The organism is Stenotrophomonas sp. 116085_Sma (assembly GCF_056479585.1).
The window spans coordinates 4,673,173-4,690,267 of the sequence record NZ_CM151057.1 but is presented as its reverse complement, the minus strand read 5'-3'; the positions used below and the strand labels follow the sequence as shown (position 1 = coordinate 4,690,267).

Genomic DNA, 17,095 nt, shown 5'->3' with positions numbered 1-17,095 from the left:
AATGGGGGCCGCCGCGCGTCGCCGTAATGGCTCGTGCCTATCGTTCTCCCGTTGAAGCACCAACGCTAAATGATTGAATTCTCCATCGTCGACTGGGCCGCGTGGGCGCCCGGCCTGAGCGAGCGTAGCCAGTGGCTGGGCTGGGCCGATGCGCCGTACCTGCCGCATGGCGGGGATACGCCGGCATTGGCGGAGGTTCCGGCAATGCAACGCCGTCGTATCGAGCGGTTGGGCCGCATGGCGATCCAGGCCGCGTGCTGGTGCGAGGATGGGCAGGGGGCCGACAGCGACGTGCCGCTGGTGTTCGCCAGCCGCCATGGCGACGTCGCACGTTCGATGGACCTGTTGGGGGCGCTGGTCGGCGACCAGCCGTTGTCGCCCACTGGATTCGGCCTGTCGGTGCACAACGCGATCGCCGCGCTGTATTCCATCGCCCGCGGCCATCGCGGCAACTACCTGGCATTGGCTGCCGGCCAGGCCACGGTCGAGGCCGCGTGCCTGGAGGCCGTTGGCCTGCTGGCTGATGGCGCCCGCGAGGTGCGGGTGGTGGTCTACGAATCTCCGCTTCCTGAAATTTACGCGACGTTCGCCGACGAACCCGACCCGTTCTTTGCGTGGTGCTGGCGGTTGACCGCGCCCGCCGCGGGCCACCCGACGCTTTCTCTGCAGTGGCAGCCGGCCGAAGAACAGGCCACTTCTGCGCCGGGCTTGCTGCCGCATGCGCTGGACCTGCACCGCTTCCTGTTGTCCGGCGCGTCGGCGCTGGAGCACGTGGCCCACGGCCAGCGCTGGCGCTGGGGCCGCCGTGAGTGAGCTGCTGCGCCGCCTCGATCACGCCTGGCGGGTGTTCGGCACCGGCCTGAGCTTTGCTGCGTTTGGCCTCGGCGGGCTGCTGCTCGGCGTCCTGGTGATGCCGGTGCTGCTGCTGATGCGGGACCCGGTGGCCCGTCGCCGGCGCGCCCGGCGCGTGGTCCAGGCCGCCTTTGCCAGCCATGTCCGGCTGATGTGCCGGCTGGGGGTGATGACCCTGCAGATCGAAGGCCGGGAACGCCTGCAGCGCGACGGTTTGCTGGTCCTGGCCAATCACCCGACCCTGATCGACGTGGTCTGCCTGATTTCGTTGCTGCCCAACGCCGATTGCGTGGTCAAGCGGGCCGTGGCCTGCAACCCGTTCATGCGTGGTCCGGTGCGCGCGGCCGGCTACATCTCCAACGATGACGGCGCTGGCCTGGTGGACGATTGCGTAGCGGCGGTGCAGGCCGGCGGCACCCTGGTCATCTTCCCGGAAGGCACCCGCAGCGTGCCCGGGCAGCCGCCGCGGCTGCAGCGCGGCGCGGCCAACATCGCCGTGCGTGGCCGGCTGGACATCACCCCGGTGCGGATCACCTGTACCCCCCCGACCCTGACCAAGGGGCAGAAGTGGTATCGTGTCCCCTCACGTCGCTTTCACGTTCGGCTGCAGATCGGCGAAGATATCCCGATCGCGCCTTTCCTGGCCGAAGACGACTCGCCAAGGGGGGATGCCTTGGCGGCACGCCGCGTTACCGAGCACCTTTCTCGTTATTTCGACCTGTCTGGAGAGCCGCCCCGTGCAAGCACTTGAGCACGAGATCAAGGAATTGATCATTTCCTCCCTTTCGCTGGAGGACATCACGCCGGAGGACATCGATCCGACCGCGCCGTTGTTCGTCGAAGGCCTTGGCCTGGATTCGATCGACGCGCTGGAGCTGGGCCTGGCGCTGCAGAAGAAGTACGGTGTCAGCCTCTCGGCCGACTCGGAAGAAACCCGTCGCCATTTCTCCAGCGTGCGCGCGCTCGGCGAGTTCGTCGCCGCCCGCCAGTCGTAACGGCGCCAGGAATTGCCATGACCAAGAATGAACTGTTCGAACGCATCGTCAGCATCCTGACCGACAGCTTCGAGATCGAAACCGCCCGGATCACCCCCGAGGCCCGCCTGTACGACGACCTGGATATCGACAGCATCGATGCGGTCGACCTGATCGTGCAGCTCAAGCCGCTGCTTGGCCGCAACCTGCAGCCGGAAGCGTTCAAGGCCGTGCGCACCGTACAGGACATCGTCGATGTCGTGCACGGGCTGCTGCCGGACCAGGCAGCAGCCTGACCGCAGCGCCGGCGGCTCCGCCATGGCACGCGCACGCACGTTCGTGGTGGCTGCGATTTCGCTGGCCTACCCGGTGCTGGTGTACCTGGCGATGGGCCGTTTCGAGCCACGCTGGCTGTCGCTGCTGCTGTTCACCCTGGCCCTGCTGCGTGCGCTGAGTACGCGCCAGCCGCTGTGGTGGGCCGCTGCCGCGGGTACCGGCCTGCTGGCCGTGCTGGCCACCGTGCTCAACCAGGCCCTGCCGCTGAAGCTGTACCCGGCGTTGGTGAACGTGGTGATGCTGGCGGTGTTCGGCACCAGCCTGCGCTTCGGCCCGCCGCTGGTGGAACGCCTGGCGCGGTTGCAGGAGCCGGACCTGCCGGCGTTCGCGGTGGCCTATACCCGCCGCGTTACCCAGGTGTGGTGTGGCTTCTTCGTTCTCAACGGCAGCCTGGCCCTGCTGACCGCGCTTTACGCGTCGGACCGGGTCTGGATGCTCTACAACGGATTGTTGGCGTACGTGATGATGGGCGTGTTGTTTGCAGGTGAGTGGCTGGTGCGGCGGCGGGTCAAGGCGGCGCACGCGCATGGCTGAGTGGATCGCCCTGGACCGGCTGCTGGTGGACCCGCAGCCGCAGCGCCGCATCGGCCTCTGCGAAGGCGAGGTGATCGATCACCCCCACTTCCGCCAGCGGGTGCTGGCCTGGCGCGCGGCCTTTGCCGCCGCCGATGGTCGCGACTGGGCGCTGTACTTCGATGACGCGGTGGCCTTCGCGGCGGCGCTGTTCGGTGCCTGGCATGCCGGCAAGCGGGTGTTCCTGGCCGCCGACAACCTGCCGGCCACGCTGCAGGCGCTGCAGCCACAGGTGAGCGGTTTCGCCGGTGATGTTTCCGCCGACTACCGACCGCTGGTTGCCCCCGCCGTTGGCGTGGACGGCGAACTGCAGGTGCTGGACGAGCGCGCCTGCGAGCTGTGCGTGTTCACCTCCGGCAGCACCGGCCAGCCCAGTGCGATCAACAAGCGCATGGACCAGCTGGCGCGCGAGGTGGATGCGCTGCAGGCTGCGTTCGGCGCGCAGCTGGAAGGCGTGCAGGTGCATGGCACGGTGTCCCACCAGCACATCTACGGCCTGCTGTTCCGCGTGCTGTGGCCGCTGGCCGCCGGCCGCCTGATCCATCCGCGCCGGTTCTTCCACGAAGACCTGGTAGGCGCGCTGGCTGGTACCGACACGGTGCTGGTGGCGACGCCAGCCCACCTCAAGCGCCTGCCTGAGCAGCTCGACTGGGCCAGCCTGCACGGCCGCCTGCGCGCGGTGTTCTCCTCCGGTGGCCCACTGCCGGAAGAAGCTGCACGCCAGGTACGGCAGTGGCTGGGCGTGGCACCGACCGAGGTTTACGGCAGCAGCGAGACCGGTGGTATCGCCTGGCGCCGCTGGGACACCGACCTGCCGCCGTGGCAGCCGCTGCCGGGTGTGCGGTGGCGCATCGAGGATGGCTGCCTGGCCGTCGCCTCGGCGCATCTGGAAACCCTCGACTGGTGGCGCACCCAGGACCGCGTGGAAGCCTTGACCGATGGCCGCTTCCGCCTGCTGGGCCGTGCCGACCGTATCGTCAAGATCGAAGAGCGCCGCGTTTCGCTGGATGCGCTCGAACGCGCGCTGCGCGAAGACGCCGAAGTGGACGACGTGCGCGTGCTGGTCCTGCCAGGACAGCGTGAGCAGCTGGCAGCGGTGGTGGTACCGGCCGATCCGGCGCTGCTGGAAGGCGGTGACGTCGCGCGCCGTGCGCTGGGCCAGCGCCTTGGCGCGCGCCTGGCACAGGCACATGACGCGGTCACCCGGCCGCGCCGCTGGCGCTTGGTGCAGGCGCTGCCAATCAACGCACAGGGCAAGGTCACCCAGGCGGCACTGGCGGCGCTGTTCCAGCCGCTGATGCCGGTGCCGGTCTGGGACCGCCGCGATGCCGCCAGCGCCACCCTGCGCATGACCCTCGACCCGGCGCTGCGGCCGTTCCAGGGCCACTTCCCGCAGGCGGCGATCCTGCCCGGCGTGGCGCAGCTGGACTGGGCCGTGCGTTTTGGCCGCCAGGTGTTCAGCATGCCGGCCGGATTCCTGCGCATGGATGCGGTGAAGTTCCAGCACGTGGCACGCCCGGGTGATGAGCTGACCCTGCAGCTGGACTGGGATGCCACACGCAATGTGCTGGCCTTCCGCTACACCTCCAGCCACGGTGTGCACGCCAGCGGCAAGGTGGTCTTCGCCGATGCGGACTGATCCGGCCGTTGCCGTTGCCGGTGCCGCGTTCGCGCCACTGGTGGTGATCCCCGTCTACGACCACGAGCACGCCATCGCGGCGGTGGTCGACGGTGTGCAGGCCGCCGGCCTTCCGTGCCTGCTGGTCGACGATGGCTCGCATGAGGCGTGCGCGGCGGTGCTGCGCTCGCTGGCGCAGCGCCATGGCGTCGACCTGCTGCGCCTGGACATCAACCAGGGCAAGGGTGGTGCGATGCTGGCCGGTTTTGCCGAAGCCGCCGCGCGTGGCCACAGCCACGTGCTGCAGATCGACGCCGACGGCCAGCACGATACCGCCGACCTGCCGCGCTTCATCAAGGCGGCGCGTGCGCACCCGGGTGCGGTGATCTGCGGCATTCCGGCCTACGACGCCAGTGTTCCCAAGGCGCGCCTGTATGGCCGCTATGCGACCCACGTCTGGGTCTGGATCAACACGCTGTCGCTGCACCTGCGCGACACCATGTGCGGCTTCCGCGTGTATCCACTGCCGCCGGTGCTGCGCCTGGTCGATGAAGAGACCATCGGCCGACGCATGGATTTCGATACTGAAGTGATGGTTCGCCTGTACTGGCGGCAGGTGCCGGTCGAACACCTGGCCACGCGTGTGACCTATCCCGCCGATGGCGTATCGCACTTCGATGTGTGGCGCGACAACGTGCGTATCAGCCGCATGCACACCCGCCTGTTCTTCGGCATGCTCTGGCGCGCACCGCGCCTGCTGTGGCGCCGCCTGCGGGGGCAGTGCTGAGATGGCGGCCGCGCAGGGCGCCCCGCACTGGGCCGACATCGGCGAATCGACGTCGGTGGCCGGCGTGCTGTTCCTGTGCTGGGTGCACCGCTGGTTCGGGCGCTGGCCGTTCCGCCTGTGCGTGTGGCCGGTGGTGGCCTGCCATTGGCTGGGCAACCGTGTTGGCCGCCAGGCCTCGATGCAGTACCTGCAGCGCCTGCAGGCACACAGCGGTGTGCTGGGCCGCGCGCCGACCCGGCGCGACAGCCTGCGCCACTTCTTCGCCTTCGCCGACACGATGCTGGACAAGATCCTCGGACTGGGCGGGCGCTATCCGGCCGAACGCATCCACCTGCATCGCGACCTGGTGCTGCAGAAGATCGCGCGCCGTGAAGGCGGGCTGATCCTGACCGCACACATCGGCTGCCTGGAACTGTGCCAGGTGCTGGCCGAGCAGGTGCCGGGTTTCCGCATCACCGTGCTGGTGCATACCGCACATGCGCAGCGCTTCAACCGCCTGCTGCAGCGGCTCGACCCGCTGGCGGCGGTAGAACTGGTGCAGGTGACCGAAATGGGAGCGGCCACCGCGATGATGCTGGCCGAGCGCGTGGCGGCCGGTGGCTTCGTCGCCATTGTTGGCGACCGCACGCCTGTGCAGGGCGGCCGCAGCGTCACCGCCGATTTTCTCGGCCATCGCGCCCCGTTCCCGATCGGTGCCTATGTGCTGGCCGCAGCGCTGGGCTGCCCGGTCTACACCATGGCCTGCCTGCACCAGGGCGAAGGCTATCGCGTGGCATTCGAACAGTTCGCCGAACGCATCGTGCTGCCCCGTGGCTCGCGCGACGCGGCACTGGCCGAACAGGCACAGCGCTTCGCGCGTTGGCTGGAACTCCAGGTCATCCAGTCCCCGTTGGACTGGTTCAATTTCTTCCCCTTCTGGGATCAGGCTCCGCATGACGACTGACGCCGTACCCGTGTGCCGCTTTGGCGATGCACCGTTGACCATCGAAGACGTGGTGGCCCTGGCCCAGCGCCAGTGCGAGGCCGCACTGAGCGACGCGCCGGCGTTCCGCGCGCACATCCAGCGCGGCGCCGATTTCCTCGACCGCCTGCTGCGCGAGGATGGCGTGATCTACGGCGTGACCACCGGCTATGGCGATTCGTGCACGGTGAACATCCCGCCGGCACTGGTGGCTGAGCTGCCGCACCATCTGTACACCTATCACGGCTGCGGCCTGGGCCGTTACCTGGACCCGGTTGAAACCCGCGCGGTGCTGGCGGCGCGCCTGGCCTCGCTGGTGCGCGGCATGTCCGGCGTCAGCGTGCCGCTGCTGGAAGGCCTGGCCACGCTGCTGCAGCACGACGTGCTGCCGATGATTCCGGCCGAAGGCTCGGTGGGTGCCAGTGGTGACCTGACCCCGCTGTCGTACGTGGCGGCGGTGCTGTGCGGTGAGCGCGAGGTACTGTTCGAAGGCCAGGTGCAGCCGGCCGGCCCGGTGCTGGCGAAGATCGGCATGACCCCGCTGAAGCTGCGGCCGAAGGAAGGCCTGGCGATCATGAACGGCACCGCGGTGATGACCGGCCTGGCCTGCCTGGCCTGGCAGCGTGCCGATTACCTGGCCCGCATGGCTACGCGCCTGACCGCGTTCAACGTACTGGCCAGCGACGGCAACGCGCACCACTTCGACCAGACCCTGTTCGCGGCCAAGCCGCACCCGGGCCAGGGCCGCATCGCCGCGCGCCTGCGCAGCGACCTGCACAGCGAGCGTCCGCCGCGCAATGAACAGCGCCTGCAGGACCGTTACTCGCTGCGCTGCGCACCGCACGTGATCGGCGTGCTGGAGGACAGCCTGCCGTTCCTGCGCCAGCTGATCGAGACCGAGCTGAACAGCGCAAACGACAATCCGCTGATCGACGCCGACGGCGAGCGCATCCTGCACGGTGGCCACTTCTACGGCGGCCACATCGCGCTGGCGATGGACACCCTGAAGAACACCGTGGCCAATGTTGCCGATCTGCTCGACCGGCAGCTGGCACTGGTGGTCGATGCCCGCTACAACCATGGCCTTCCGGCCAACCTGTCGGCGGCCACCGGCCCGCGCGCGGCGATCAACCATGGCCTGAAGGCACTGCAGATCAGCGTGTCGGCCTGGACCGCCGAAGCGCTGAAGCAGACCATGCCGGCCTCGGTATTCTCGCGTTCCACCGAATGCCACAACCAGGACAAGGTCAGCATGGGCACCATCGCCGCGCGCGACTGCCTGCGTGTGATCGAACTGACCGAGCAGGTGGTGGCCGCGATGCTGATTGCCGCGCGCCAGGGCCTGGCCCTGCGCGAGCGGGTTGGCCTGAATGCGCAGCTGCATGGCAGTCTGGCCGACATGTACGCCGACCTGGGGCAGCGCATCGCCCTGGTCGAAGAAGACCGCGCGCTGGATCGCGAACTGCGGGAACTGCTGGTGGAGATCCGCGCGCAACGCTGGGAACTGTATGCCGGTGAATGAACACTCGGAAATGGTCGGGGAAATCACCCTGACCCCCGCCTTCCATGACTGCGATCCGATGAACGTGGTCTGGCATGGCAACTACTTCAAGTACTTCGAGATCGCGCGCTGCGCGCTGCTCGGCCGCTACGACTACGACTACCCGCAGATGCTCGAATCGGGCTACCTGTGGCCGGTGGTCGATGCACGGGTGAAGTACGTGCGCCCGCTGCTGTTCAACCAGGCGCTGCGCGTGGTCGCGCGCATCGTGGAATGGGAGAACCGGCTGAAGATCGAGTACGAGATTCTCGATGCGGAAAGCGGCCAGGTGCTGACCCGCGCGATGACCATCCAGGTCGCGGTGGACGCGGCCAGCAAGGAAATGCTGTACCAGTGCCCGCCGGTACTGTGGGAACGCCTGGGAGTGCCTGCGCCGTGACGATGCTTGCCCGTGTTTCGAGCGTGCTGCTGTGCGCGCTGCTGCTGGTGGCCGTACCGCGTGTACAGGCGGCCGACCCCGCCGTCGATGCGATCACCCAGGCGGTGGCGCGGCCCGACGTGCTGCGTGGCCAGTTCAGCCAGGAAAAACAGGTCAGCGGCTTCAAGAACCCACTGCGCTCGCAGGGCCGGTTCGTGGTCGCGCGCCGGCACGGCGTGATCTGGACCACGCTCAAGCCCTTCCCTTCTGAAGTGGTGGTCACTGCCGACCGCATCCTCAGCCGCCAGCGCGATGGCAGCACCCGCGTCGAGCTCGACGCGCGGCAGCAGCCGGCGATGCGCTCGGTCAACGCGATCATGTTCGCGCTGATGAGCGGCGACGTGCAGGCGCTGTCCAGCCAGTTCAATGTTGCTGCCAGCCGCGAAGGGCAGGGCTGGCGCCTGCGCCTGACACCGAAGTCGGCAATGCTGGCCAAGGCCTTCGAATCGCTGACCTTGCAGGGTGACCGCTATGTGCGCCAGGTGGAGATCGTCGAGGCCAACAAGGACCGCACGCAGATCCAGTTCAGCGCGTTGAGCGAGGCCCCGGCCACGTTGAACCCCGATGAGGCACGCCGCTTTGAGTGACGCCGTGGCGTTGAACGCGCCGGACCGGTTGCGGCGCTGGTGGCACTGGCTGGGCATCGCCTGGCTGGTGCTGCTGCTGGCGCTGGGCGCGCAGCAGTGGCACCTGTGGAGCCAGCAGTCGCGGATCGACACCGACATCCTCGCGCTGCTGCCGCAGGATGCGCATGACCGCCTGTTGAGCGATGTCACCCGGCGCATCGCCGATGGCAGTTCGCGGCAGGTGGTGGTGCTGCTCGGCAGCCAGGATGGCACCGCCGCCAAGCGCGCGCAGGCGGCGTTCGCCGCGGCGATGGCTGCCGATGCCGACAGCGCGTTGCTGGTGCCCAGCGGGTCCATCGAGGGCTGGTTCGATGAGGCGCGCGCGTTCTACGCGCCGTACCGCGATCGCCTGCTGACTCCCAGCCAGCGCAACCAGCTGCAGAACAGCGAAACCGGGGCACTGGCCGAGCAGGCACTGGCTGCGCTGTACGGCCCGATGGGCGCGCCGCGCCTGACCGACTGGCGGCAGGACCCGCTGTCGCTGTGGCCGCAGTGGTGGCAGCAGCAGGCGCAGGGGTCGGGCCTGCGCCTGGGCGATGACGGCCTGCTCGAGGCCGAGGGCAAGCATTGGGCGGCGCTGCAGTTCGATACGCCGGGTTCGGCGTTCCAGCTTGATGGCGAGCGCCATCTTGATGGCCTGCTGGAACGTGCCGGGAAGGCGGCCAAGGCGGTCGCGCCGGAGCTGGAAATCCTGCATGCCGGCGTGCCGTTGCACGCCGAAGCCGCTGCCGTACAGGCCAACCGGGAGATCAACACCATCGGCTGGGGCTCGCTGGCCGCGGTGCTGCTGCTGGTGTGGCTGGCGTTCCGTTCGCTGCGCCCGATCCTGCTGGTGGCCGCCTCGCTGCTGATCGGCTGCGGCGTGGCGCTGGCGGTCACCGTGCTGGTGTTCGGCAAGGTGCACGTGCTGACCCTGGTGTTCGGCGCGTCGCTGGTGGGCGTGGCCGAGGACTACGGCATCCACTGGTTCGCCTCGCGCCAGGCCGAGCCGGCCGATCGCCGCTGGAAACTGCTGCGGCACCTGTTGCCGGGCCTGTGGCTGGCCCTGCTGACCAGCGCGCTGGCCTATCTGGCGCTGGGCCTGGCGCCGTTCCCGGGCCTGCGCCAGATGGCGCTGTTCTCGGTGGTCGGCCTGGCCGCCGCCTTTCTCACGGTGATCTTCTGGTTCCCGTGGCTGGATGGTGGCGAGATCCGCCAGACCCGTTTCTCGCAGTGGCTGGGCAATACGCTTGAGCGATTCCCGCGCCTGCACGGCCGCCGCCCGGTGGCGATCTTCGTGGTGGCCGCGCTGGCGCTGTCAGCGGTAGGCATCGCGCGCCTGCACAGCAACGACGACCTGCGCAGCCTGCAGTCGTCGCCGCCGGCGCTGATGGCCCAGCAGATTCGCCTGAGCCAGCTGCTGGGAATGCCCAGCCCGGCGCAGTTCTACCTGGTGCAGGGCACCGATGCGGCGCAGCTGCTGCAGCGCGAAGAGGCATTGACCGAACGCCTGCGTGCACTGGCCGATGACAAGCGCATCGGCGGCTACCGCGCCATCAGTGACTGGTTGCCGTCGCCGGCACGCCAGCAGGCCGATGCCGCGCTGACCGCGAAGGTGGAACCTGGGGTGCTGTCGGCCGTGTCCGAGGCCGTGGGCGAGCCGCTGCAGCGACCGCAGTTCGCGGATGCGCCGCTTACCGCCGAAGCCTTCCTGGCCTCGCCGGCCTCGCAGCCGTTCCGCCACCTGTGGGTGGGTGAGGTCGGTGGGCAGATGATCAGTGTGGTGATGGTTGATGACCTGTCGCGCGCCGATGCCTTGGCCACGCTGGAAGGTGCCGCCGAAGGCCTGCCCGGCGTGCGCTGGGTAGACCGCACCTCTGATTTCTCCAAGCTGCTGGGCCACTACCGCAAGCTGATGGGCGGGCTGCTGCTGGTCGGCATCGCACTGGTGTTCGGTGCGCTGTGGCTGCGCTACCGCCGCCAGGCCTGGCGCGTGTTTGCCCCGACCCTGATTGCCGGCGCGCTGACCCTTGGGCTGCTGGGCCTGTTCGGCCAGCCGCTGCAGCTGTTCAACGTACTGGCGCTGATGCTGCTGCTGGGCATGGGCATCGACTACGGCATCTTCCTGATCGAGCACCGTGGCGATGCCAGCGCATGGCTGGCGGTGTGCGTGGGTGCGGCCAGCACCTGGCTGTCGTTCGGCCTGCTGGGCCTGTCGCAGACCCCGGCGCTGCGCGCGTTCGGCCTGACCCTGCTGTTCGGCATCGGCCTGGTCTGGCTGATCTCGCCGCTGTTCCGGCCGCCGCCGCACGATCTGCCGCCAGCCTGAGCCCACCTTCCGCTTTTCTTCTTTCCCTCTGATCGAGCAACAAGGACGCCCCGATGAGTACTGCTTTGGATGCTGTCGAACGCACTGAAATCCTGATCATCGGCGCGGGCCCGGCCGGCTCCGTCGCCGCGGCGATGCTGCGCCAGCAGGGCCGGCAGGTGCTGATGCTGGAGCGCCAGCAGTTCCCGCGCTTCTCCATCGGCGAAAGCCTGCTGCCGCAGAGCATGGAGTACATCGAAGCGGCCGGGCTGCTGCAGGACGTGGTCGAGGCCGGTTTCCAGTACAAGAACGGCGCGGCCTTCGTGCACGGTGAAGCACGTACCGCCTTCGACTTCCGGAACAAGTTCTCGCCGGGCTGGGGCACCACCTACCAGGTGCAGCGCGCCGACTTCGACAACGTGCTGGCACGCGGCGCCGAGCGCATGGGAACCACGCTGCGTTTCGGTGATGAAGTGCTGTCGGTCGAACCCGGTGAACAGCCGGCGGTGAACGTGCGCCGCCCGGATGGCAGCGAATACCGCATCGAAGCCGACTTCATCCTCGATGCCTCCGGCTTCGCACGCCTGCTGCCGCGCCTGCTGCAGCTGGAATCACCCTCCAACTTCCCGGTGCGCGGCGCGATCTTCTGCCACGTGCGCGACAACATCCCGGCCGAAGCGGACTTCGACCGCAACAAGATCCTGATCACCACCCACCCCGAGCACATCGACGTCTGGTACTGGACGATTCCGTTCTCCAACGGCTGCTGCTCGCTGGGCGTGGTCGCCGAGCCGTCGTTCTTCGAGCGCTACGAAGGCGACGACCTGCAGAAGCTGCAGGCCATCGTCGGCGAGGACCCCAACCTGACCGGGCTGCTGGCCAATGCCGAATGGGCGGTGCTGCCGGTGCGCCGCATCACCGGCTACTCGGCCAATGTCAGCTCGCTGTGGGGCCCGGGCTATGCGCTGCTGGGCAACGCCGGCGAGTTCCTCGACCCGGTGTTCTCGTCCGGCGTGACCATTGCCTTCAAGTCCGCGCAGCTGGCCAGCGAGTGCCTCAAGCGCCGCTATGCCGGTGAAACCGTGGACTGGGAGGCGGAGTTCTCCAGGCCGCTGCGTGCAGGCGTGAAGACCTTCCGCCGCTTCGTGGAAAGCTGGTACCAGGGCGGCTTCCAGAAGATCATCTACCACCCGCAGCAGCAGCCGGAAGTACGCAACATGATCAGTTCCATCCTGGCCGGATACGCCTGGGACACCAACAACCCGTATGTGGCCGACGAGAGTGGCCGCCGCATGCGCGTGCTGGAGGAACTGTGCAGCGCCTGATCTTCCGTACTGCGGCCCTGCTGCAGTGCCTGCTGCTGGCCGCCTGTGCCGGGCGCATGCCCAAGCCACAGGTGGAGCTGCCGCCGCTGCGCCTGTCGCCGACCAGCCTGCCGGCGCCGCTGGCGCTGCAGCAGCAGCTGCACTTCCGCTTCGGCAGCCACGAGCGCGACCTCGATGCGCTGCTGGAAGCCGACACCCAGCAGGTACAGCTGGCGGTGCAGGCGATGGGCCAGACCGGCGTGCGCCTGCAATGGGACGGCCGACAGCTGACCCAGCAGCGTGCGCCGTGGTTGCCGCCGCAGGTGCGTGCCGAGCGTGTGCTCGATGACCTGCAGTTCGCGCTGTGGCCGACCGCCGCCATCGCTGCCGCGCTACCGGCCGGCTGGCAGGTCAGCGACGACGGCCAGCAGCGCAGCCTGTCGCGCGATGGCGTGGTGTGGCTGCAGCTGCAACGGCTGGACGATGGCAGCGTGCAGCTGGAGAACCGCGCCGAAGGCTATGCACTGCGCATCGAATCGATCGACATGGCCGGGCAGGACCGATGAGTGCACCGATCTACCTGAACGACCTGGGCGTGGTCTGCGCGCTCGGCGAGGGCCGCGCCGCGGTGGCGTCGGCGATGTTCGCCGACGTGCCGGGCGGGCTCAGCGACAACGACCACCTGCTGCCGGGGCGCACCCTGGCGCTGGGCGAAGTGCGCACGCCGCTGCCGGCGCTGGAGGACCTGCCGGCCGCCCTGCGCGGGCGCAACAACGCGCTGCTGGAGGTGGCCCTGGTGCAGATCGCGCCGGCGGTAAGCGCCGCCGTCGCCCGCCACGGTGCCGAGCGCGTGGCGGTGGTGCTGGGCACCAGCACTTCGGGCATCGGTGAATCCGAGCAGGCCCTGCGCACATACGCCGAACAGGGCCAGTGGCCGCCGGGGTTCGACTACGCCCAGCAGGAAATGGGCACCGCCGCGCAGTTCGTGCGCCAGCGCAGTGGCGCGCAGGGGCCGGCCTGGACCCTGTCCACTGCCTGCTCGTCCAGCGCCAAGGCGCTGATGTCGGCCGCGCGCATGCTGCGCGCCGGCATCGTCGATGCGGTCATCGCCGGCGGTGCCGACTCGCTGTGCCGCTTCACCGTGGCTGGCTTCAGCGCGCTGGAATCGGTGTCGGCGTCGCGTTGCAACCCGTTCTCGCAGCACCGCGCCGGCATCAACATCGGCGAAGGCGCGGCACTGTTCCTGCTCACCCGCGAGCCGGGTCCGGTGTGCCTGGCCGGGTGGGGCGAATCGGCCGACGCCCACCACATGTCGGCGCCCGATCCGCAGGGCTTGGGCGCCATCGATGCCCTGCAGCAGGCGCTGCAGCGCGCCGGCTGGGCCACCGATGAAGTGGACTACGTGAACCTGCATGGCACCGCCACCGGGCACAACGATGCGATGGAAAGCCTTGCGGTTTCGCAGGTGCTGGGCAACGGCGTTCCGGCCAGTTCGACCAAGCCGCTGACCGGCCATACGCTGGGCGCGTCAGGCGCGATCGAAGCCGCACTGTGCTGGATCCTGCTGGCCGAGAATCCGCAGCAGCAGCTGCCGCCGCACTGGTGGGACGGCGTGGCCGATCCCGCGCTGCCGACGCTGACGCTGGTCGCACCCGCCACGTGCCTGGCACAGCCGCCGCGGCGGGTGCTGAGCAATTCGTTCGCCTTCGGCGGCAGCAATGCCGTGCTGGCGCTGGAGCGCCGATGAACATGCTGTATGCGATTGAAGAGGTGGTGCCGCACCGCCAGGACATGTGCCTGCTGGAGCGCATCACGCACTGGGACCAGGACGCCATCGAGGCCGAACTGGTGGTGCCCGAGGCCGGCCTGTTCGTGGAAAACCACGAAGTGCCGGCCTGGGTGGGCATCGAGTACATGGCGCAGGCCATCGCGGCCTGGGCCGGCTGCCGTGCGCGTGCGGCCGGCAAGCCGCCGCAGCTCGGTTTCCTGCTCGGCAGCCGCCGCTACAACAGCGCGCGCAGCAGCTTCCCCAGCGGCTCGCGACTGCGTGTACAGGCGCGCTGCGAGCTGTTGGGTGACAATGGATTGGGGATGTTCGCCTGCCGCATCCTGGCGGGCGAGGACGAATGGGCGACAGCCAACGTGTCGGTGTTCGAACCGTCCGATGCGATGGCCTATCTGGAGAGTGGACAGGCATGACAGGGAATCGAAGTGTGCTGGTGACCGGCGCCAGCCGGGGCATCGGCCGGGCCATTGCGCTGCGCATCGCGCGCGATGGCTTCGACGTGGTGGTGCATTGCCGCAGCCGCCTGGATGAGGCACAGGCCGTGATGGCCGAGATCCACGCATTGGGCCAGCAGGCCCGCGTGCTGATGTTCGACGTGGCCGATCGAGAGGCCGCACGCGCCGTGCTGGAGGCCGATGTCGAAGCGCACGGCGCGTATTACGGCGTGGTCTGCAATGCCGGCATCGCCCGCGACGGCGCCTTCCCGGCACTGTCGGCCGACGATTGGGACCAGGTCATCCACACCAACCTGGATGGCTTCTACAACGTATTGCATCCGCTGATCATGCCGATGGTGCGGCGGCGCAAACCGGGCCGCATCGTCACCCTGTCGTCGGTGTCCGGCCTGGCCGGCAACCGCGGGCAGGTCAACTACAGTGCCGCCAAGGCCGGCATCATCGGCGCCACCAAGGCCCTGGCGCTGGAACTGGCCAGCCGCCAGATCACCGTCAACTGCGTGGCCCCGGGCCTGATCGAGACCGAAATGCTCAACGACGAAGTGGTTGAACACGCGCTCAAGCTGATTCCGGCCGGCCGTGTCGGCCGTCCCGACGAAGTGGCGGCCACGGTGGCGTTCCTGCTGTCCGAGCCGGCCGGCTACATCACCCGCCAGGTGATCTCGGTGAACGGAGGCATGCTCTGATGGCCGCCGATCGTCGCGTAGTGGTGACCGGCGCGTCCGCGATCAGTCCGCTCGGCCATGACTGGCCGACCATCGAAGCGCACCTGCGCAGCTGCCGCAACGCGGTGCGCACGATGCCCGAATGGGATGTCTACGCCGGCCTGAACACCAAGCTGGCCGCGCCGGCGCAGGACTTCGAGCTGCCGCCGAACTACAACCGCAAGACCACCCGCTCGATGGGCAAGGTGGCGATCATGTCGGTGCGCGCCACCGAAGTGGCGCTGCGCGAGGCCGGCCTGCACGAGCACCCGGTGCTGCGCAGCGGCCGCACCGGCGTGGCCTACGGTTCCTCGTCGGGCAGCCACGAAGCCACCGGTGAGTTCGGGCGCATGCTCAACGAGTTCACCACCGATGGCATCAGCGCCACCACCTACCTGAAGATGATGAGCCACACCGCGCCGGTCAACATCGGCGTGTTCTTCGGCCTGTCCGGGCGCGTCTACACCACCTCCAGCGCCTGCACCTCGGGCAGCCAGGGCGTGGGCGCGGCCTATGAAGCGATCCGCAGCGGCAAGCAGACGGTGATGGTCGCCGGCGGTGCCGAGCAGCTCGACGCCACCGCTGCGGCGGTGTTCGACACCCTGTTCGCCACCAGCGTGCGCAACGACGCGCCGCAGACCACGCCGCGCCCGTTCGATGCCGGCCGTGATGGCCTGGTGCTGGGCGAGGGTGCCTGCACGCTGATCCTGGAAGACCTGGAGCACGCGCAGGCACGCGGCGCCACCATCCTTGCCGAGGTGGTCGGGTATGGCACCAACAGCGATGGCCAGCACGTCACCCAGCCCAGCGCCGACACCATGGCCACCGCCATGCGCCTGGCGCTGGAAGATGCAGGCCTGGAGCCGGCGCAGATCGACTACGTCAATGCCCACGGCACCGCCACCGATCACGGCGACATCGCCGAGACCCAGGCCACCGCGCAGGTGTTCGGAAGCCGCGTGCCGATCAGCTCGCTGAAGAGCTACGTCGGCCACATGCTCGGTGCCTGTGGTGCGTTCGAGGCCTGGCTGAGCATCGAAATGATGCGCGCCGGCTGGTTCGCGCCGACCCTGAACCTGGCCGAGGTCGATCCGCGCTGCGGCCAGCTCGACTTCATCACCGGGCAGGGCCGCGAACTGCAGGCCGAGTACGTGATGAGCAACAACTTCGCCTTCGGCGGCATCAATACCTCGCTGGTGTTCCGCCGCTGGAGCGAATGATCCGCCGTCCCATCCCGCCTTTTTCCGCAACCCACCCGCACCCTCGACAAGGAGATGTTCCGATGCGCCGCACCCTGATGATCGCCACGGCCACCGCACTGCTGGCCCTGACCTCCACCGCTTCCGCCCGCGATACCCGCCTCGAGCAGTCCCTGCAGGAGCTGGTCAGCTCGCAGGCCGCCAGGGACGCCGGCATTGACGGCAGCGTGCGCTTCTACCTGGCCGGCCAGCCGGTCGGCGTGCAGCAGCGCCTGGGCGAAGACGTGACCAACAAGAAGACCAATGCCGCCAACAAGAGCGACGCCGAAGCCTGCCGCTGGGTTGCGCTGTCGGCGCTGCGCGCGCTGCAGGATGGCGCCAGGTCGCGCGGTGCAAACGCGGTGGTCGACATCGTCAGCTACTACAAGAAGAACGAGTTCAAGAGCAGCACCAACTACGAGTGCTGGGCCGGTACCTTCGTCGCCGGCGTGGCGCTGAAGGGCACCTACGCCAAGGTCAAGTAAGCGACCGCAGGGCGGTGGCGTTGCCTGAACGCCGCCGCCACATTGCTGAACCCCGTCGGGGAAACGCCGTTGATCCCGCCGCCATCGTCGGCTGACGGCTTTCCCCGGTGTCGGCTTTCCGACACAATCA

Annotated in this window: 19 protein-coding genes; all 19 read left to right on the top strand. The window is 68.7% G+C overall.

The features are described from left to right. Positions 1-69: 69 nt before the first annotated feature. The 19 genes from ACZK0Z_RS21690 to ACZK0Z_RS21600 all read left to right on the top strand — a co-directional run bounded on the left by ACZK0Z_RS21690 (position 70) and on the right by ACZK0Z_RS21600 (position 16,965). Positions 70-813, top strand: coding sequence for a beta-ketoacyl synthase chain length factor (locus tag ACZK0Z_RS21690; protein ID WP_049431668.1), 744 nt, complete (start codon positions 70-72; stop codon positions 811-813). After that, on the top strand, positions 806-1,603 hold the full coding sequence (locus tag ACZK0Z_RS21685; protein WP_049431672.1) for a lysophospholipid acyltransferase family protein: 798 nt from the start codon (positions 806-808) through the stop codon (positions 1,601-1,603). The genes ACZK0Z_RS21690 and ACZK0Z_RS21685 overlap by 8 nt, the downstream gene beginning before the upstream one ends. After that, positions 1,590-1,847: a phosphopantetheine-binding protein gene (locus ACZK0Z_RS21680; RefSeq protein ID WP_005411610.1), complete on the top strand. Its 258-nt coding sequence runs from the start codon at positions 1,590-1,592 to the stop codon at positions 1,845-1,847. The genes ACZK0Z_RS21685 and ACZK0Z_RS21680 overlap by 14 nt, the downstream gene beginning before the upstream one ends. A gap of 17 nt (positions 1,848-1,864) precedes the next feature. Beyond that, the gene (locus ACZK0Z_RS21675) at positions 1,865-2,122 is read left to right on the top strand and encodes an acyl carrier protein (protein ID WP_005411609.1); all 258 of its coding nucleotides are present in this window, start codon (positions 1,865-1,867) and stop codon (positions 2,120-2,122) included. 22 nt (positions 2,123-2,144) lie between these two features. After that, a complete protein-coding gene (locus tag ACZK0Z_RS21670) occupies positions 2,145-2,696 on the top strand; it encodes a COG4648 family protein (protein WP_049431675.1) in 552 nt (183 codons plus the stop codon). Then, entirely contained in the window at positions 2,689-4,374 is a 1,686-nt protein-coding gene (locus tag ACZK0Z_RS21665; protein ID WP_049431678.1) for an ApeI family dehydratase, read from the top strand. The genes ACZK0Z_RS21670 and ACZK0Z_RS21665 overlap by 8 nt, the downstream gene beginning before the upstream one ends. Then, positions 4,364-5,140 (top strand): glycosyltransferase, encoded by a 777-nt coding sequence (locus tag ACZK0Z_RS21660; protein ID WP_197632601.1) that lies wholly within the window; start codon positions 4,364-4,366, stop codon positions 5,138-5,140. Before ACZK0Z_RS21665 ends, ACZK0Z_RS21660 begins: the two co-directional genes overlap by 11 nt. Position 5,141: 1 nt before the next feature. After that, positions 5,142-6,083 carry an LpxL/LpxP family acyltransferase gene (locus ACZK0Z_RS21655; protein WP_197632602.1) on the top strand — a complete coding sequence of 314 codons (942 nt, stop codon included), beginning with the start codon at positions 5,142-5,144 and terminating at the stop codon, positions 6,081-6,083. Next, the gene (locus ACZK0Z_RS21650) at positions 6,073-7,623 is read left to right on the top strand and encodes an HAL/PAL/TAL family ammonia-lyase (protein ID WP_106549976.1); all 1,551 of its coding nucleotides are present in this window, start codon (positions 6,073-6,075) and stop codon (positions 7,621-7,623) included. Before ACZK0Z_RS21655 ends, ACZK0Z_RS21650 begins: the two co-directional genes overlap by 11 nt. After that, the gene (locus ACZK0Z_RS21645) at positions 7,610-8,041 is read left to right on the top strand and encodes an acyl-CoA thioesterase (protein ID WP_197632603.1); all 432 of its coding nucleotides are present in this window, start codon (positions 7,610-7,612) and stop codon (positions 8,039-8,041) included. Before ACZK0Z_RS21650 ends, ACZK0Z_RS21645 begins: the two co-directional genes overlap by 14 nt. Positions 8,042-8,043: 2 nt before the next feature. Next, complete coding sequence (locus ACZK0Z_RS21640; protein WP_197632612.1) at positions 8,044-8,667, top strand: outer-membrane lipoprotein carrier protein LolA; 624 nt, start codon at positions 8,044-8,046, stop codon at positions 8,665-8,667. Continuing rightward, the gene (locus ACZK0Z_RS21635; protein WP_336339721.1) at positions 8,645-11,014 is read left to right on the top strand and encodes an MMPL family transporter; all 2,370 of its coding nucleotides are present in this window, start codon (positions 8,645-8,647) and stop codon (positions 11,012-11,014) included. Before ACZK0Z_RS21640 ends, ACZK0Z_RS21635 begins: the two co-directional genes overlap by 23 nt. A 53-nt stretch (positions 11,015-11,067) precedes the next feature. Next, positions 11,068-12,318, top strand: a complete 1,251-nt coding sequence (locus tag ACZK0Z_RS21630) for a tryptophan 7-halogenase (protein WP_197632604.1) — start codon at positions 11,068-11,070, stop codon at positions 12,316-12,318. Further along, a complete protein-coding gene (locus ACZK0Z_RS21625; RefSeq protein WP_197632605.1) occupies positions 12,306-12,863 on the top strand; it encodes a DUF3261 domain-containing protein in 558 nt (185 codons plus the stop codon). Before ACZK0Z_RS21630 ends, ACZK0Z_RS21625 begins: the two co-directional genes overlap by 13 nt. Then, positions 12,860-14,044, top strand: a complete 1,185-nt coding sequence (locus ACZK0Z_RS21620) for a beta-ketoacyl-ACP synthase (RefSeq protein WP_197632606.1) — start codon at positions 12,860-12,862, stop codon at positions 14,042-14,044. The genes ACZK0Z_RS21625 and ACZK0Z_RS21620 overlap by 4 nt, the downstream gene beginning before the upstream one ends. After that, positions 14,041-14,496, top strand: coding sequence for a hotdog family protein (locus ACZK0Z_RS21615; protein WP_049431704.1), 456 nt, complete (start codon positions 14,041-14,043; stop codon positions 14,494-14,496). Before ACZK0Z_RS21620 ends, ACZK0Z_RS21615 begins: the two co-directional genes overlap by 4 nt. Continuing rightward, positions 14,493-15,224: a 3-ketoacyl-ACP reductase FabG2 gene (locus ACZK0Z_RS21610; protein WP_049431705.1), complete on the top strand. Its 732-nt coding sequence runs from the start codon at positions 14,493-14,495 to the stop codon at positions 15,222-15,224. The genes ACZK0Z_RS21615 and ACZK0Z_RS21610 overlap by 4 nt, the downstream gene beginning before the upstream one ends. Continuing rightward, positions 15,224-16,462, top strand: a complete 1,239-nt coding sequence (locus ACZK0Z_RS21605) for a beta-ketoacyl-ACP synthase (RefSeq protein WP_100443721.1) — start codon at positions 15,224-15,226, stop codon at positions 16,460-16,462. Before ACZK0Z_RS21610 ends, ACZK0Z_RS21605 begins: the two co-directional genes overlap by 1 nt. A 62-nt stretch (positions 16,463-16,524) precedes the next feature. Further along, on the top strand, positions 16,525-16,965 hold the full coding sequence (locus tag ACZK0Z_RS21600) for a hypothetical protein (RefSeq protein WP_049431708.1): 441 nt from the start codon (positions 16,525-16,527) through the stop codon (positions 16,963-16,965). Positions 16,966-17,095: the final 130 nt, after the last annotated feature.

Excerpts from the sequence above, each read along its gene's own strand:
- ACZK0Z_RS21690 (WP_049431668.1), top strand. The coding sequence starts at position 70 with ATGATTGAATTCTCCATCGTCGACTGGGCCGCGTGGGCGCCCGGCCTG.
- ACZK0Z_RS21675 (WP_005411609.1), top strand. The coding sequence starts at position 1,865 with ATGACCAAGAATGAACTGTTCGAACGCATCGTCAGCATCCTGACCGAC.
- ACZK0Z_RS21670 (WP_049431675.1), top strand. The coding sequence starts at position 2,145 with ATGGCACGCGCACGCACGTTCGTGGTGGCTGCGATTTCGCTGGCCTAC.
- ACZK0Z_RS21665 (WP_049431678.1), top strand. The coding sequence starts at position 2,689 with ATGGCTGAGTGGATCGCCCTGGACCGGCTGCTGGTGGACCCGCAGCCG.
- ACZK0Z_RS21660 (WP_197632601.1), top strand. The coding sequence starts at position 4,364 with ATGCGGACTGATCCGGCCGTTGCCGTTGCCGGTGCCGCGTTCGCGCCA.
- ACZK0Z_RS21655 (WP_197632602.1), top strand. The coding sequence starts at position 5,142 with ATGGCGGCCGCGCAGGGCGCCCCGCACTGGGCCGACATCGGCGAATCG.
- ACZK0Z_RS21650 (WP_106549976.1), top strand. The coding sequence starts at position 6,073 with ATGACGACTGACGCCGTACCCGTGTGCCGCTTTGGCGATGCACCGTTG.
- ACZK0Z_RS21645 (WP_197632603.1), top strand. The coding sequence starts at position 7,610 with ATGCCGGTGAATGAACACTCGGAAATGGTCGGGGAAATCACCCTGACC.
- ACZK0Z_RS21640 (WP_197632612.1), top strand. The coding sequence starts at position 8,044 with ATGCTTGCCCGTGTTTCGAGCGTGCTGCTGTGCGCGCTGCTGCTGGTG.
- ACZK0Z_RS21635 (WP_336339721.1), top strand. The coding sequence starts at position 8,645 with ATGAGGCACGCCGCTTTGAGTGACGCCGTGGCGTTGAACGCGCCGGAC.
- ACZK0Z_RS21630 (WP_197632604.1), top strand. The coding sequence starts at position 11,068 with ATGAGTACTGCTTTGGATGCTGTCGAACGCACTGAAATCCTGATCATC.
- ACZK0Z_RS21620 (WP_197632606.1), top strand. The coding sequence starts at position 12,860 with ATGAGTGCACCGATCTACCTGAACGACCTGGGCGTGGTCTGCGCGCTC.
- ACZK0Z_RS21615 (WP_049431704.1), top strand. The coding sequence starts at position 14,041 with ATGAACATGCTGTATGCGATTGAAGAGGTGGTGCCGCACCGCCAGGAC.
- ACZK0Z_RS21610 (WP_049431705.1), top strand. The coding sequence starts at position 14,493 with ATGACAGGGAATCGAAGTGTGCTGGTGACCGGCGCCAGCCGGGGCATC.
- ACZK0Z_RS21605 (WP_100443721.1), top strand. The coding sequence starts at position 15,224 with ATGGCCGCCGATCGTCGCGTAGTGGTGACCGGCGCGTCCGCGATCAGT.
- ACZK0Z_RS21600 (WP_049431708.1), top strand. The coding sequence starts at position 16,525 with ATGCGCCGCACCCTGATGATCGCCACGGCCACCGCACTGCTGGCCCTG.